Origin of the sequence: Flavobacterium coralii, assembly GCF_019891545.1 — a bacterium.
Lineage (GTDB): Bacteria > Bacteroidota > Bacteroidia > Flavobacteriales > Flavobacteriaceae > Flavobacterium > Flavobacterium coralii.
Genome location: NZ_JAHDIU010000001.1, coordinates 517,944 through 532,581 on the forward strand (window position 1 = coordinate 517,944; position 14,638 = coordinate 532,581).

General features: G+C 40.9%; 14 protein-coding genes. 8 read left to right on the top strand and 6 right to left on the bottom strand.

Annotation, left to right across the window (positions count from 1 at the left end):
• Nucleotides 1-11: 11 nt before the first annotated feature.
• Together KJK34_RS02450 and trxA are read left to right on the top strand one after the other, a co-directional pair.
• The gene (locus KJK34_RS02450; RefSeq protein WP_223052254.1) at nucleotides 12-1,424 is read left to right on the top strand and encodes an MBL fold metallo-hydrolase; all 1,413 of its coding nucleotides are present in this window, start codon (nucleotides 12-14) and stop codon (nucleotides 1,422-1,424) included.
• A 95-nt stretch (nucleotides 1,425-1,519) separates the two neighbouring features.
• On the top strand, nucleotides 1,520-1,825 hold the full coding sequence (trxA, locus tag KJK34_RS02455; RefSeq protein WP_223052255.1) for a thioredoxin: 306 nt from the start codon (nucleotides 1,520-1,522) through the stop codon (nucleotides 1,823-1,825).
• Between the two features lie 27 nt (nucleotides 1,826-1,852).
• On the opposite strand, the gene KJK34_RS02460 is transcribed toward trxA, so the two are convergent.
• The 3 genes from KJK34_RS02460 to trhA all read right to left on the bottom strand — a co-directional run bounded on the left by KJK34_RS02460 (nucleotide 1,853) and on the right by trhA (nucleotide 4,596).
• Nucleotides 1,853-2,920 carry an agmatine deiminase family protein gene (locus tag KJK34_RS02460; protein ID WP_223052256.1) on the bottom strand — a complete coding sequence of 356 codons (1,068 nt, stop codon included), beginning with the start codon at nucleotides 2,918-2,920 and terminating at the stop codon, nucleotides 1,853-1,855.
• Between the two features lie 57 nt (nucleotides 2,921-2,977).
• Complete coding sequence (locus tag KJK34_RS02465) at nucleotides 2,978-3,853, bottom strand: carbon-nitrogen hydrolase (protein ID WP_223052318.1); 876 nt, start codon at nucleotides 3,851-3,853, stop codon at nucleotides 2,978-2,980.
• Between the two features lie 107 nt (nucleotides 3,854-3,960).
• Entirely contained in the window at nucleotides 3,961-4,596 is a 636-nt protein-coding gene (gene trhA / locus KJK34_RS02470) for a PAQR family membrane homeostasis protein TrhA (RefSeq protein WP_223052257.1), read from the bottom strand.
• A gap of 70 nt (nucleotides 4,597-4,666) precedes the next feature.
• On the opposite strand from trhA, the gene KJK34_RS02475 reads away from it, so the two are divergent.
• The 6 genes from KJK34_RS02475 (at nucleotide 4,667) to KJK34_RS02500 (ending at nucleotide 12,271) form a co-directional block, all read left to right on the top strand.
• Complete coding sequence (locus KJK34_RS02475; protein WP_223052258.1) at nucleotides 4,667-5,560, top strand: aldo/keto reductase; 894 nt, start codon at nucleotides 4,667-4,669, stop codon at nucleotides 5,558-5,560.
• A 137-nt stretch (nucleotides 5,561-5,697) separates the two neighbouring features.
• A complete protein-coding gene (locus KJK34_RS02480) occupies nucleotides 5,698-6,903 on the top strand; it encodes a hybrid sensor histidine kinase/response regulator (protein WP_223052259.1) in 1,206 nt (401 codons plus the stop codon).
• Between the two features lie 22 nt (nucleotides 6,904-6,925).
• Entirely contained in the window at nucleotides 6,926-10,513 is a 3,588-nt protein-coding gene (locus tag KJK34_RS02485; RefSeq protein ID WP_223052260.1) for a response regulator, read from the top strand.
• Between the two features lie 15 nt (nucleotides 10,514-10,528).
• Nucleotides 10,529-10,894 (top strand): response regulator, encoded by a 366-nt coding sequence (locus KJK34_RS02490; RefSeq protein WP_223052261.1) that lies wholly within the window; start codon nucleotides 10,529-10,531, stop codon nucleotides 10,892-10,894.
• A gap of 4 nt (nucleotides 10,895-10,898) precedes the next feature.
• Nucleotides 10,899-11,711: a CheR family methyltransferase gene (locus KJK34_RS02495; RefSeq protein ID WP_236937562.1), complete on the top strand. Its 813-nt coding sequence runs from the start codon at nucleotides 10,899-10,901 to the stop codon at nucleotides 11,709-11,711.
• Nucleotides 11,693-12,271 (top strand): chemotaxis protein CheB, encoded by a 579-nt coding sequence (locus tag KJK34_RS02500; protein ID WP_223052262.1) that lies wholly within the window; start codon nucleotides 11,693-11,695, stop codon nucleotides 12,269-12,271. Before KJK34_RS02495 ends, KJK34_RS02500 begins: the two co-directional genes overlap by 19 nt.
• A gap of 13 nt (nucleotides 12,272-12,284) precedes the next feature.
• On the opposite strand, the gene KJK34_RS02505 is transcribed toward KJK34_RS02500, so the two are convergent.
• The 3 genes from KJK34_RS02505 to KJK34_RS02515 form a co-directional block, all read right to left on the bottom strand.
• Nucleotides 12,285-12,602, bottom strand: coding sequence for a hypothetical protein (locus tag KJK34_RS02505; RefSeq protein WP_223052263.1), 318 nt, complete (start codon nucleotides 12,600-12,602; stop codon nucleotides 12,285-12,287).
• A 91-nt stretch (nucleotides 12,603-12,693) separates the two neighbouring features.
• On the bottom strand, nucleotides 12,694-13,218 hold the full coding sequence (locus KJK34_RS02510) for a hypothetical protein (RefSeq protein WP_223052264.1): 525 nt from the start codon (nucleotides 13,216-13,218) through the stop codon (nucleotides 12,694-12,696).
• 47 nt (nucleotides 13,219-13,265) lie between these two features.
• On the bottom strand, nucleotides 13,266-14,534 hold the full coding sequence (locus tag KJK34_RS02515; protein ID WP_223052265.1) for a DEAD/DEAH box helicase: 1,269 nt from the start codon (nucleotides 14,532-14,534) through the stop codon (nucleotides 13,266-13,268).
• Between the last annotated feature and the right edge of the window lie 104 nt (nucleotides 14,535-14,638).

Consider the following 14,638-nt stretch of genomic DNA (forward strand, 5'->3'; position numbering starts at 1 on the left):
TATATTGTATCATGAAGATTGAACAGATTTATACCGGCTGCCTTGCACATGCAGCATATTATATTGAAAGTAAAGGTGAAGCAGCAATTTTTGACCCGCTTCGTGAAGTTGACGCTTATATTGGCAGGGCGGCTAAAGACGGTGCCAGGATAAAATATGTTTTTGAAACACACTTTCATGCCGATTTTGTGAGCGGGCATCTTGACCTGAGAAATAAAACAGGTGCAAAAATTGTATTCGGTCCTACTGCAATGCCTAATTATGATGCCATAATTGCTGAAGACGGACAGGTTTTTAAAGTAGGAGATTGCTCCGTTAAAGTTTTGCATACACCCGGGCATACTATGGAGAGTACTACCTATTTGCTTATAGATGAGAATGGGACTAAACATGGCATTATAACAGGAGATACTTTATTTATAGGCGATGTAGGCCGCCCAGACCTTGCCCAGCATGTGGTTACTACCCTTACAGAAGATAAGCTTGCAAGACTGTTATATAAATCGTTACGTGAGAAGATTATGCCATTGCCTGACAACCTTATAGTTTACCCTAATCATGGTGCAGGCAGTGCCTGTGGTAAAATGATGAGCAAGGAGACTACCGACACACTTGGTAACCAAAAACGTACCAACTATGCGTTAAGGCCCGATATGAGCGAGGATGAATTTGTAAAGGAGCTGCTTACAGGGTTAACTACCCCTCCCGGATATTTCCCTAATAATGTACTGATGAACATCAGGGGTTATACCAGCCTTGATGATGTTATGAGTAATGCTAAAAAGCCTCTTTTAACTGATGAGTTTGAAATGGTGGCAAATGCAACCCGAGCCCTTGTGCTTGATACACGCAGCGCTGAAGATTTTTCTAAGGGATTTATTCCTAACAGTATTAATATTGGGCTCGACGGAAACTTTGCTATGTGGGTAGGTGAAATGATAAAAGATATTAAGCAGGAAATTTTACTTGTAACCAATCCTGGAGATGAAGAGCAGGCCCTTATAAGGCTGTCGAGGGTAGGATATGATAATACCATTGGTTACCTGAAGGGAGGTTTTGAAGCTTGGAAAAATTTTGGTAAGGAAACAGAAACGGTGAATAGGGTAGATGCCGCTGAATTTTCTAAATTATACAATCAGCACCTGCTGTTATGTGATGTGCGAAAGAAAAGCGAATATGACTCCGAGCATGTTATTGGTGCGAAAAATGTTCCGTTAAACGAAATTTACAGCCACTTAGCCGAAATACCAAAAGATAAGCCTGTAGTATTGCACTGTGCAGGTGGTTACCGCAGTATGATTGCAGCATCAATACTAAAACAGCTTGGCTATGAAAATATAACAGATGTGCGTGGCGGATTTAAGGAGATAGCCCTTACTGCTGTTCCTAAAACAGAATATGTTTGTCCTACCACACTGTTATGATGTGATTATCAATTTGATTTTTGGGAGAGTCCTTTACCTTAGCAGGTAAGGGGCTTTTTATTAAATTTGGAGTAGCTGACTAAAATAAAAATAATATGGAAAATTTCTTTAAAATTATAAATGACAAAAAGCCGGTGCTTGTAGATTTTTTTGCAACCTGGTGTGGCCCCTGCCAAATGCTGGCACCTATACTTACAGATGTAAAGCACAGCTTAGGTGACAGGATTACCATTATTAAAGTAGACGTTGATAAAAATCCTGAATTAATGTCTAATCCGAGATTTTTAGTTAAAGGTGTGCCTACACTAATGCTTTTTCAGGAAGGTAAAATGCTTTGGCGGCAATCTGGAGTGCTATCAAAAGATCAGCTTATCAGTACAATACTCGATTATATCGAATAAAAAACAGCGCCTACATGGCGCTGTTTTTTATAGTGGTTCCTGCTGGCTAAGGCAATGAAAGCTGCCCAGGCCCCATATAATGTCTACAGAATCTATACCTATTACCTCCCTGCCGGGGAAGCATTCCTGTAATATCTGTAGTGCTTTTTTGTCATTAACTTCATCCCTGAAAGTGGGAACAATAACACACATATTGGCAATGTAAAAATTAGCGTATGATGCCGGAAGCCTTTGCCCGTCATACTCAACAGGTTTTGGCATAGGCAGCTCAACCACCTTTAGCGGGCTACCGTCTTCCAGCTTCATATCTTGAAGCAGTTTCAGGTTTTCCTGAAGCAATCCGTAGTTCTCATCCTCTTTATTTTCTTCTACAACTGTAACAACCGTATCTTCATTCACAAAACGGGTAATATCATCTATATGCCCATCCGTATCATCGCCAACAATACCATCGCCCAACCATAAAATATGCGTTACGCCATAATATTCTTTCAGGTATTCTTCTATTTGTTCTTTGTTAAGGTGCAGATTGCGGTTTTCGTTAAGCAGGCATGCAGTAGTTGTAAGCAAAGTTCCGCGGCCATTAAACTCAACGCTTCCGCCTTCCATAACAATACCGGGATGGAAAACCTTTAAACCAAGCGCTTCGCCAATTTTAGTTGGTATAACATCATCAAGGTCATACGGAGGGTATTTACCACCCCATGCATTATAGCCCCAGTCAACAATGGCTTTTTCGCCTGTTTCTTCGTTTATAACAAAGGCAGGGCCGTGGTCGCGGCACCATGCATCATTAGTGGGGTGATAGAAAAAAGATATATTCTGCAGCTTTGCGTGCTGCACAGTTGGCTCATATTTTTCGATATGAGAAAGCGCGAATTGTTTCATATCTTCATCAGCCACATTAATACATACCTGTTGGTGGCGCGATACCAAAAGTATAAATTCACAATAGGGCTTATATATAGTTTCAAGCTTACCCGGCCATGATTCCTCTTTGTGCGGCCATGACAGCCATAACGCTTTTTGCGGAGCAAATTCTGCAGGAAAACTAAAGCCGAGTTGCTTTGGGGTTTGATTGTTTTGTAATGACATCTTTTTGAAACAAGAAATTTATAGACTAACCTTAAACGTTAAACTTTGAACAGCTTGTTAGTCCTCGTCAAGGTATCTTTTGGTAATGGGCTGGTAGCTGTCTATCCTTCTGTCGCGTAAAAAAGGCCAGTGCGTGCGATAGTGGTCGGTAGCTTTTGTGTCTACTTCAATAACCGTAGTTTCTTCATTTTCATGTGATGCAAGATACATCAGTTTTCCCTGCGGGTTAGCCACAAAACTGCCGCCCCAGAATTTCATTGCACCTTCCTGTTCAAAGCCAACACGGTTAACGCTTACCACGTGTACGCCGTTTGCAACTGCATGTGAGCGCTGAATGGTTTGCCACGCATCATATTGTTCTTTGTTTGTGTCTTCATCCTGTGTAGTTGCCCAGCCGATAGCTGTAGGGTAAAACAGTATTTCGGCGCCCATAAGTGCTGTTATGCGGCTTGCTTCCGGGTACCACTGGTCCCAACAGATAAGCACACCAATCTTGGCAAAGCGGGTATTGAATACTTTATAACCCATATCACCTGGGGTGAAATAGAATTTTTCATAAAAGGCAGGGTCATCAGGAATATGCATCTTACGGTATTTGCCCAGGTAAGCGCCGTCAGCATCAATAACGGCTGTTGTATTATGGTAAAGGCCTTCAGTTCTTTTTTCAAATAAAGAGGCAATTATCACAACTCCAAACTCTTTTGCTACTTCAGATAAAGCTTCTGTTGAAGGTCCGGGTATCGCTTCGGCCAGTTGAAAATTATCATAATCTTCTACATCACAAAAATATAATGAGGTAAATAATTCCTGTAAACATACAATCTGTGCACCTTTCTGTGCAGCATTGCGCACTTCTTTAATGGCTTTATCAAGATTCTCCTGTTTGTCTTTTACACAAGACATCTGTACAAGTCCTACTTTTACTTTTCCCATGGCGGATATATCAAAAATTAAAAGTCCAAAATTAAGGAAATTCTTTATTTTTACCGCATTCATTGTGTTAGGCTTTTGCTAAAACACATGTTTATGCTAATAAAAACCTACGGCACCAGGTAAATAAATATGCCGAAAAAGTGCAGGATACTTCCACCTAATACAAACACGTGCCAAATAGCATGGTTGTAAGGAATTTTTTCTTTTGCATAAAAGTAAATGCCTAATGTGTAACAGAGTCCGCCACCCAGCAGGAAAAGCAAAGCACCGGTATCAACTGTATTTAAAAGTGGCTTTATAGCTATTATAATAAGCCAGCCCATAAGTGCATAAAGCGAAAGCGAAAGTTTTTCTGACCTGCGCAGGGGTGAAAACTTAAATATAAAACCGGCTATGGCAAAAGCCCATATAAGTCCGAATATTGTCCAGCCCCATACGCCTTTAAGCCCAAGCAGTGCAACAGGCGTGTAGGTGCCCGCAATAAGGATATAAATGCTCAGGTGGTCTATAAGCCTCCAAAACCTTTTTAATTTCAGTTTTACAACCGCATGGTAAATGGTAGAGGCAGAATAAAGCACAACAAGGCTCAGTCCAAAAACGGTACATGCTGCGATTTGTATTGCAGAACCTTTAATGGTACAATATACAAGCATAACAACAAGAGCAGCAACTGATAATACAGCACCTGCACCATGTGTTATAACATTTAATAGTTCCTCTCTCCTGCGGTTCTTTTTTGCCATTTTTAATCTTTATACAAAGATACGGCAGGTGCCCCTGATTATTTTTAACTTTGGGTTAAAATCTGTAAGTATGCAATATAACACAATAGAAAAAGCAGGAATTAAAGTAAGCAACCTGTCTTTTGGCTGTATGTCTTTAAAAAGTGATACACCTCAAAACGATGCGCTTATTGGTAAAGCTATTGATGCAGGTATTACATTATTTGATACAGCCGATTTATACGAAAAGGGAGAAAATGAAAAGCTATTAGGCAAAGCCATTAAAGGCAGGCGAAAGGATATTGCCATATCAACAAAAGTTGGCAACAGGTGGCGCAGCGACGGCAGCGGATGGAACTGGTGTCCGGAAAAGCAATATATTTTAAGTGCGGCAGATAAAAGCCTGAAGCGTTTGCAAACAGATTATATAGATATTTATCTTTTGCACGGCGGTACAATAGAAGACCCTTTCGAGGATGTAATTGAAGCTTTTGAAAGGTTAAAAGAACAGGGCAAAATAAAAAGTTACGGGATATCGTCAATTCGTCCGAATGTTATACGTAAGTATGTTGCAGATTATAATATTGCAGCTGTGATGACGCAATACAGCCTTTTAGACCGCAGGTCGGAAGAAGAAACACTTAAGCTGATGCATAAAAATAATGTTGCAGTATTGGCACGAGGAACCGTAGCAGGCGGGCTTTTAGCCGGGAAACCTGCTTATGACTATCTTGATATGGATACCGAACAAATAAGCAGTATCATTAATAAACTAAACACTATACTCACTGGCAGAGTACTTACAGAAAAGGCTTACCGCTATGTTATAGACAATCCGGCTATAACAACTGCCGTGGCAGGCATTCGTACAGAAAAACAATTAGAGCAGGCACTCGCTGCTGCTAAAGCCGCACCTCTGACTGTGCAGGAGAGAAGAATATTGCAGGATGTCTGGGCAGGCAATAAGTACGTTCAGCACAGGTAGTGCGCGGTTATATGTTTCAATTAACAGTTCTTTAACGATTGGTTTTGTATTTTTGAGCACCTTACTATGAAACAAGTCAAAAACATCTCAAACTGCGGTGCAACAACAGCCGCTCATAAACACAATTTGCCTGTATCATGATACTGATTGTAGATGACATACCGGCAAATATCATAGCGCTGAAAAAAATCCTTGAGCTGCATAACCTGCAGGCCGATACGGCCGAATCAGGGGAGGAAGCGCTGAAAAAGATTCTCAAGATAAACTATACCCTTATTATTCTTGATGTGCAGATGCCGGGGATGGATGGCTTTGAGGTTGCCGAAATATTGGCAGGCAGCAACCGTACTAAAGACATACCTGTGATATTTCTTTCGGCGGTTAACAAGCAGAAAAAATTTATTTCTAAAGGTTACGAAACAGGTGGAGTAGATTACATAACCAAACCTGTAGATCCTGATTTGCTTATACTAAAAGTAAAAACGTTTTTAAAGCTGGCAGAGCAGCAAAATGAGCTTAAGGCCATTCGCGATATGCTGAGCAAAGAAATAGAGATAAGGAAAGAAGCACAGGATAATCTTGAAGTTAAAGTTGCCGAGCGCACCAGCGAACTGATGGCAAAAAATGAAGAGCTAGAACTGCGTAACCACGAGTTGCAGCAATTTGCATGGGCCGTTTCGCACGATCTTAAAGAACCTGTGCGGAAAATGGAGCTTTTCATCAATATCATAAAAGATAAATATCTTGTTGATGATGAAAAGGCACGGGATTATATTAAAAGGGCAGTGGGCTCGGCACAGCGCATGTCTAAGCTGATAACCGATTTATTGGACTATTCAAGACTTTCTTCGGGTGCTGACGCCGTAGAGGCCGACCTGAACCTGATTATACAGGAAGTTGTTACCGATTTTGACTACATCATTGAAGATAAAAATGCAAGGGTAACCATTAGTTCATTGCCTGTTATAAAAGGAATACCAAGCCAGTTACGTCAGGTATTCCAAAACCTTATCGGTAACTCATTAAAATTCACGAATGAGGGTGTTGCCCCCCAAATTGACATTGATTATGAAAGGCTTGCTGAAAAAGATTTTGAAAGCAGGCCGGATGAGCAGGGGCAGTTCTGTAAAATAACCGTTACTGATAACGGTATTGGGTTTGACGAAAAATATCTTGATAAAATATTTGTAATATTCCAGGGGCTAAACGACCGCAAGGAATATGAGGGTACAGGTATAGGCCTTGCCATAGCTAAAAAAATAATAGAAAAGCATAACGGAATTATTACCGCTAAAAGCAGCCCCGGCAATGGAGCCAGCTTTATGATGATATTGCCGGTTTAGTAACAATAACATACGCAAAAACATGAATGGCCAGTTCAGACGCAATTTAATTACAGGTTTCGGTATATCAGTAGTTATACTCATTATCAGTTCGGCAGCTTCTTTTATGAGCATCCGCAAACTACTGCACAGTAATGAGATGGTTAACCACACCCAGGAAATTATTTATAACCTTAATGAGGGTTCATCTGTGCTTGTAGATGCCCAAACCAGCATGCGTGGCTATCTAATCACCAATAAAAAAGATTTTCTTGCGCAGTATAATGATGCAGAAGCAAGAGCGGATGATTATTTTGACAGGGTAGAACTGCTAACTTCAGATAACCCTGAGCAACAGCAATACTTAAAAAAGCTTGAGCCACTACGCAAGGAGTTTTTTGACTATCTTTCTGTTAAGGTAACTGAAAAAAGCCAGGGCAGGGCAATAACAGATACCGATTTGAATGAAGGGCGCCGTATAATGAATGATATACGCACGCTGCTTAAACAGATAGAAGCCAATGAGCAGGAGCTGCTGGCGCAACGTAACGATACTTCGCAACGTTTTGGTACATACAGCACAATACTTATAGTTGCCGCTGCCATTATAGCGGTACTAATAAGCATCTTTTTCTTTACAAGAATTATTAAAGATTATAATGAACGTGTTAAACTGCAGGCTGAATTACAGCGTAAAGACCGCGAGACAGAAGAGCGCATAAGGGTTATAAGCAATATTGCAGAACAAATTTCAGACGGTAATTATGATGTAAGGGTTAATGACAGCGAGAAAGATTCACTGGGCAGTGTAGCAGTATCGCTTAATAATATGGCGTTAGCCTTAAGCAACTCATTCAACACACTTGCAGATAACGAGTGGTTGCAGGCTGGCGTGGCACAGCTTAATGAGGTAATGCTCGGCGAAAAGGCAGTAGAGCAGCTTGCCGCAGATGTTATAGAATACCTTGCTGTATATACAGGCAGTAATGCCGGTGTAATATACCTTCTTGAGGGTGAAGAGCTGTTATTTACTGCAGGCTACAGCTATATTCCTGATGAAAAAAGAAAAGCATTAAGGCTTGGTGAGGGGCTAACCGGTCAGTCGGTTGTGTCAGGCAAGATGCTGCATATTTCGACAGCTACACCAGAAAATGTAACTATAAGCTATGCATTGGGCGAAATTAAGCCTGGTAATATTATTGCACTGCCGCTTTTAGACAGAAGGGTAGCAGGCGCTTTAGAACTTGCCAAGGCAGATGCATTTACACCGCTTGAGACAGAGTTTTTAAAAGCCGTTGCCAATAATATTGCTATAGCCATAACCGCCGCACAAAACAGGAAGCGTGTTCAGGAACTGCTTGAAGAAACACAGGCACAAAGTGAAGAACTGCGCGTTCAGCATACAGAGCTTGAATCGATGAACGCAGAGCTTGAAACACAGACAGAAAAACTACAGGCATCGGAAGAGGAATTGCGCGTGCAACAGGAAGAGCTTCAGCAAACCAACCAGGAACTGGAAGAGCGAAGCGTGCTGCTTGAGGAGCGCAACCTTGAAATACAAAAGAAAACGGAAGACCTTGAGCTTAGTACACGATATAAGTCAGAGTTTCTTGCCAACATGTCGCACGAGTTGCGCACGCCGCTTAATTCAATTTTATTGTTGAGCCGCTTATTGTCAGAAAACAATGACGCAAACATGACCGAAGAGCAGGTAGAGTTTGCCAAAGTGATACAAAGTTCGGGTAACGGGCTGCTTGGGCTTATTGATGAGATACTTGACCTTTCTAAAATAGAAGCGGGTAAGATGGATCTTGAGTTCATGGATATATCGGTAAAAGAGGTTACCGATAACCTTAAGAACCTGTTTACCGAAGTAGCAAAAGAGAAAAATATAGAGTTTAAAATTGATGCTAATGAGGCACCGCTGGTAATAAGGACAGACAAGATGCGCCTTGAGCAGATACTTAAAAATCTTATCAGTAATGCCATTAAATTTACCGCTGAAGGCTCTGTGACGCTAAAAATTAAGAAGGCTGAAGGCGGCAAACATGTAGATTTTTCAGTTATAGATACAGGCATAGGCATACCGCCTGAAAAACAGCCGCTAATATTTGAGGCTTTCCAGCAGGCAGACGGCTCAACAAAACGCAAATATGGCGGTACAGGGCTCGGGCTTTCTATCAGTCGTGAGCTTTCTAAACTTCTTGGCGGTGAAATAGCCCTTAGCAGTAAAGTAAATCAGGGCAGTACTTTCACGCTAACTGTACCCGTTATCGGGCAGGCAGGTGTTCATGTAACACCGGAAAAACAAAGTACAGCCGATTTACCTGTAAAGAATGTAAAAACGGCCGATGCTGCCAAATCGGATAAGAAAAACGAAGAGGTGAACCTTTACCTTAGCCAAAGGATACCGGAAGATGTACCGGATGATAAAGATATAATTAAGGAAGGTGATAAAGTTATACTGATAGTTGAGGATGATGTAAACTTTGCTAAAGCACTCTTGGATTTCAGCCATCAAAGGGGATATAAAGGAGTGGTTTCGGTTAGGGGCGACCAGGCACTTAACCTTGCACTAATATTCAGGCCGGTAGGTGTATTGCTTGATATACAGTTGCCAATAATGAGTGGCTGGGAAGTAATGGAGGCGTTAAAGGCAAATCCTGAAACAAAGCATATACCTGTACATATTATGTCGTCTCATAAAGTCAGGAAAGAAAGCCTGCTGAAAGGTGCTGTGAACTTTTTAGATAAGCCTGTTGCTTTTGAACAGATGCCTGAAATTTTTACCCGCATAGAACATATCATTAACAGGGAATCTCAAAAAGTACTAATTTTTGAAGATAACCCTAAGCATGCTCAGGCTTTGGCTTATTTCCTTGGCTCTAATAACATCAATTCAGAAATAAAAAGTGAAATAACCGATGGTGTATCGGCATTACAACAGGAAAATGTTGATTGTGTAATACTTGATATGGGTGTGCCTGATACCCAGGCGTATGAAGTACTGGAAAACATTAAGAAAAACCCGGGACTCGAAAACCTGCCTGTTATTGTATTTACAGGAAAGAGCCTTTCTATGAAAGAAGAGCTGAAAATTAAAAAGTATGCCGACTCTATAGTAATAAAAACAGCACATTCATACCAGCGCATGCTGGATGAGGTTTCTTTATTCCTTCACCTGGTTGAGCAGAGCAAAAATGCCGATAAAAAGGAGGGCAGCAGGAAAGCAAATGTTCTGGCAAACGTTCTTAACGGTAAAACGGTACTTGTGGTAGATGATGATGTACGGAACATTTACTCTTTAACCAAGGCGTTAGAAACCCTTAAAATGAATGTGATTACTGCTATAGACGGTAAAGAGGCGCTTAAAGCGCTTGATGAAAACCCTGCCGTAGATGTAGTGTTACTTGATATGATGATGCCTAATATGGATGGGTATGAAACCGCCACAAGGATACGGCAGGACCGCAGGTTTAAAAACCTGCCTGTAATAGCCGTAACGGCAAAAGCAATGACGGGCGACCGCGAGAAGTGTATAAATGCAGGAGCCTCTGATTATATCACCAAACCTGTAGATGTAGACCAGCTGTTGTCGCTCCTTAGGGTGTGGCTTTATGACAGGGTATAATATATAAGCCATACAATGGAAAAGAAAAAGATACTGATTGTAGATGACGACCCCCGCAATATTTTTGCACTTTCGGCTACCTTAAAAGCCAAAGGATATAGTAATACATCCTGTACAGGTGCAGAAGAAGCAATAACACTTTTGCGTGGTGACGAAACTGTAGATTGTATATTGATGGATATGATGATGCCCGATTTAGACGGGTATGAAGCAATACCGATAATAAGGGATATTCCTGCCCGTAAAAATACCCCGGTTATAGCCGTAACGGCGCAGGCAATGGTAGGCGACAGGGAAAAATGCCTTGAAGCAGGTGCCGACGGGTATATATCTAAACCGATTGATGTTGATAAACTTTTAGAAATTTTAAGCGCACTGTAATGATATGATTACCGATGACCGTGAAGTTGAGGTGCTGATAAATGAAATATTTGAATACCACGGATACGACTTCAGCGGATACTCAAGGGCTTCTTTTAAGCGCAGGGTAGACCGGCTGTTGCAGGTAGATGGATTTGATAATTTTACTGATTTCCTCTCTAAGATACGTACAGATGCGGTTTATTTTAAACACGCAGTAGAAGAAATCACGGTTAATGTAACCGAGATGTTCCGCGACCCGCATTTTTATAAATCACTTCGCACAGAGATAATCCCTATACTGGCAACCAAGCCGTTTATAAGGATTTGGCATGCAGGCTGCTCTACAGGAGAAGAAGTATATTCTATGGCGATTTTACTTAAAGAGGCTAATTTGCTGCATAAATCGCTCCTGTATGCAACAGACATCAATACTGTTGTGCTCAATTCTGCTAAAAGTGGTGTGTTCCCGTTAAGGATGATGAAACAATATTCTGAAAATTATATACAGTCCGGAGGCACTAAAGATTTTTCAGGATATTATATAGCCAATTATGGCTGGGCAAAGTTCAGCGATGAGTTTTCTGCAAAAATGGTATTTTCACAACATAACCTTGTTTCCGACAGTTCGTTTAATGAATTCGACCTTATATTGTGCCGAAATGTGCTGATATATTTTGATAAGGATCTTCAGGAGAAAGCACTAAAGCTTTTTGATGACAGCCTTGCCAAGCTTGGCTACCTGGCATTAGGAACCAAAGAAACCCTGAAATTTTCGCCGCTCCAAAAGCAGTACCAGCAATTAGGAAAAGAGAAAGTATGGAAAAAGATAAACTAAACGCTAAGTGTAAACTGCTTATAATTGGCGGCTCTGCAGGCAGCCTCGAAGTCCTTATTGCCGTGTTGCCAAAGTTAGAAATACCTTCTTTTGCAATAGTATTGGTATTACACCGCCGTAGCGGTGAAGATGGTATGCTGGAAGATCTTATTGCGATTAAAACAAAAATACCCGTTAAGGAACTGGAGGATAAAGTGCCTATGCTCCCCGGTAATATTTATATAGCCCCGGCAGATTACCACGTACTTTTTGAAAAGAACGGGTTACTGTCACTTGATACTTCAGAGAAGATACATTTTAGCAGGCCAAGCATAGATGTTTCTTTTGAATCGGCTGCCGATGTATATGGTAAAGAAGTTACTGCAATATTACTCTCCGGTGCTAATGCTGATGGCACAAACGGCATCAAAGCTATACAAGAGTCAGGGGGTATAACTGTAATACAAAAGCCGGAATCGGCGGAAGTACCTTATATGCCGGAACATGCCTTACAGGAAATAAAACCTGATTTTATACTCGATTCACAGGAACTGGTTTCGTTTATAAACAGCTTTGCTTAGTTACCCCTAAGCATTAGCTTCTGTTACTTCTGTTTACAAGAAGTTTTTCGATAATCTTATTAGAAGCGGGATCAGAAAATGTTTCATCTCCTGTTACTAATATCCCTTTTGTACCGGAATGTGATACTATACCATAAACCGTGGCTTCATCATCGGGATTAGATTCACCTTCATAGTAATAAATATCAGATATTTCGAACTCGTCATGGTTAAACTTACCTGTGGCACACGCAAGGCAGTTCTCCTCAAGATTAAAATCTTCGGTATAGCCTTTCTCTTTAAGCTCATTTATAGCCTGCAAAACGGTGGCGTAGTGATATTGAATATTCATAAGTCGGTGAGGTTTATAATCTCAAATATAGAAAATTATAGCTGTCTTAAACACTTCACTAAACAAAAAAAAGCACCTAAAGGTGCTTCTGTTATGGTATTGATGTCATTCCGAATAGCTTGAACTCACCATTTATCTTTACAAACTGAAAGGCATGGCTTGTGCCTGGATGCCCTTTAGAAAGTTCATTAGCAAGGTAGGTTGGTATCCATACTTCATATAGGGTTAAATCTCCAGGATAGTCGTCCGGCAGGTATTTAGGCCTGTAGCCTTTAAGCAAAATTGCACTAAAAGTATATCCTCTTTTAGCAACTGCTTTATATACAGGAGATTTGGTAAAGTTTGTTGCTATGTTAAGATAAAAAACATCTCTTGTAACAAAGTAACCCCTGTTATTAAATTCGGGTGTACCCACACAGTCTATACAATCTATAACCGGATAGGCAAGTTTGTTAAAGGCTGCTGTATTGTTATTTACAAGTGCATCTATAAGTGCAACAAATACTTTATCCAGTTTATCCCATTCCTGTTTTGTAACCTTAACGGGAGTATTTGTTTGTTGTGCAAAACCGGTTATACTGCCAATAAAAACGCAGCATAGTAAAAAATGTCTCATTGCTTAATCTGCTAAATCAGGTTAAAAGTAAGCATTATTTATTCCCTCTAGTACCAGCGTTTTTTATTTTTCTTCGAACCTTCAGATTTTCTGGATTTTGATTTTCCGTTCCTCTGAGCGCTTTTATTGTTGTTCCTGAGGTCGGGTTTCTTTTCCTGCTGTGGCTCACCGGTTGTTTCAGGAAAAGGGTAGGGATGGCCTTCAATTACTTTAATTTTAAGGCGAATCAGCTTTTCTATATCTTTCAGGTAAGGCAGCTCATCTTTGCTGCAAAACGATATGGCAAGCCCTTCGTTACCGGCACGCCCTGTACGGCCTATGCGGTGCACGTAAGTTTCCGGTATGTTGGGCAGGTCAAAGTTAATAACAAAAGGCAGGTTCTCTATATCAATACCCCTTGCGGCAATATCGGTAGCAACCAGTACACCTATTTCTTTATCCTTAAAAGCATCAAGCATTTTAACTCTTGCACTTTGCGACTTATCGCCGTGTATAGCACCAGAATTAACGCCGTTTTTCTTTAATGCTTTTACAACATTGTCAGCGCCGTGCTTAGTACGTGTAAATACCAGTACATTGCTCAGGTTTTCATTACGGATAAGGTGATACAGCAATTTACGTTTATCACTCTTGTCAACAAAGTATAATTGCTGCTTTACCCTCTCTGCGGTAGAAGATACCGGTGTAACCGAAACATATTTCGGGTTGGTTAAAAAAGTATCAGCAAGTTCACGAATAGCCAAAGGCATTGTTGCAGAAAAAAGCAGTGTCTGCCTGTTATCAGGAGTCAGCTTAATAATTTTCTTTACATCATGTATAAAGCCCATATCCAGCATCTGGTCGGCTTCATCCAACACCAGGTGGTGAAGGTGGTCAAGGTTTATAAAGCCCTGCTTGTGCAGGTCTAAAAGCCTGCCGGGAGTGGCTATAAGTACATCTACACCTTTTTTAAGCTGGTCGGTTTGCGGAGTTTGGTTAACACCACCGAAAATGGTAAGCTGGGTAATGTTTGTATAACGCCCGTAGGTTTCGAAACTTTCGCCTATTTGCAGTGCAAGCTCCCTTGTCGGGGTTATAATAAGCGTGCGGATGTATTTCCTTTTTTTAGCAGAGCCAACAATAGGGTGCAGGTCGTTAAGTATAGGTATTGCGAACGCGGCAGTTTTACCGGTTCCTGTTTGTGCACAGCCCACAAGGTCTGTACCCTCAAGTATTATGGGTATGGCCTGTTGCTGTATGGGTGTCGGGGCTTCATAGCCCTCGTCAGCAAGCGCCTGTTGTATATTTTTCAGTAAATTAAGATCTTCAAATTTCATGTAATATTATTATAATGCAAACAGCACCCAACAGCGGGTACTGCAGGATGCAAAGGTATGCTTTTATTTTTAAAGTAATTTGCTGGTTTACAGTTTTAAAAAAG

Coding starts and splice junctions, on each gene's coding strand:
- KJK34_RS02505 (WP_223052263.1), bottom strand. CDS start 12,602: ATGAATATTCAATATCACTACGCCACCGTTTTGCAGGCTATAAATGAG.
- KJK34_RS02450 (WP_223052254.1), top strand. CDS start 12: ATGAAGATTGAACAGATTTATACCGGCTGCCTTGCACATGCAGCATAT.
- KJK34_RS02480 (WP_223052259.1), top strand. CDS start 5,698: ATGATACTGATTGTAGATGACATACCGGCAAATATCATAGCGCTGAAA.
- trxA (WP_223052255.1), top strand. CDS start 1,520: ATGGAAAATTTCTTTAAAATTATAAATGACAAAAAGCCGGTGCTTGTA.
- KJK34_RS02465 (WP_223052318.1), bottom strand. CDS start 3,853: ATGGGAAAAGTAAAAGTAGGACTTGTACAGATGTCTTGTGTAAAAGAC.
- KJK34_RS02510 (WP_223052264.1), bottom strand. CDS start 13,218: ATGAGACATTTTTTACTATGCTGCGTTTTTATTGGCAGTATAACCGGT.
- KJK34_RS02485 (WP_223052260.1), top strand. CDS start 6,926: ATGAATGGCCAGTTCAGACGCAATTTAATTACAGGTTTCGGTATATCA.
- KJK34_RS02460 (WP_223052256.1), bottom strand. CDS start 2,920: ATGTCATTACAAAACAATCAAACCCCAAAGCAACTCGGCTTTAGTTTT.
- KJK34_RS02495 (WP_236937562.1), top strand. CDS start 10,899: ATGATTACCGATGACCGTGAAGTTGAGGTGCTGATAAATGAAATATTT.
- trhA (WP_223052257.1), bottom strand. CDS start 4,596: ATGGCAAAAAAGAACCGCAGGAGAGAGGAACTATTAAATGTTATAACA.
- KJK34_RS02475 (WP_223052258.1), top strand. CDS start 4,667: ATGCAATATAACACAATAGAAAAAGCAGGAATTAAAGTAAGCAACCTG.
- KJK34_RS02515 (WP_223052265.1), bottom strand. CDS start 14,534: ATGAAATTTGAAGATCTTAATTTACTGAAAAATATACAACAGGCGCTT.
- KJK34_RS02500 (WP_223052262.1), top strand. CDS start 11,693: ATGGAAAAAGATAAACTAAACGCTAAGTGTAAACTGCTTATAATTGGC.
- KJK34_RS02490 (WP_223052261.1), top strand. CDS start 10,529: ATGGAAAAGAAAAAGATACTGATTGTAGATGACGACCCCCGCAATATT.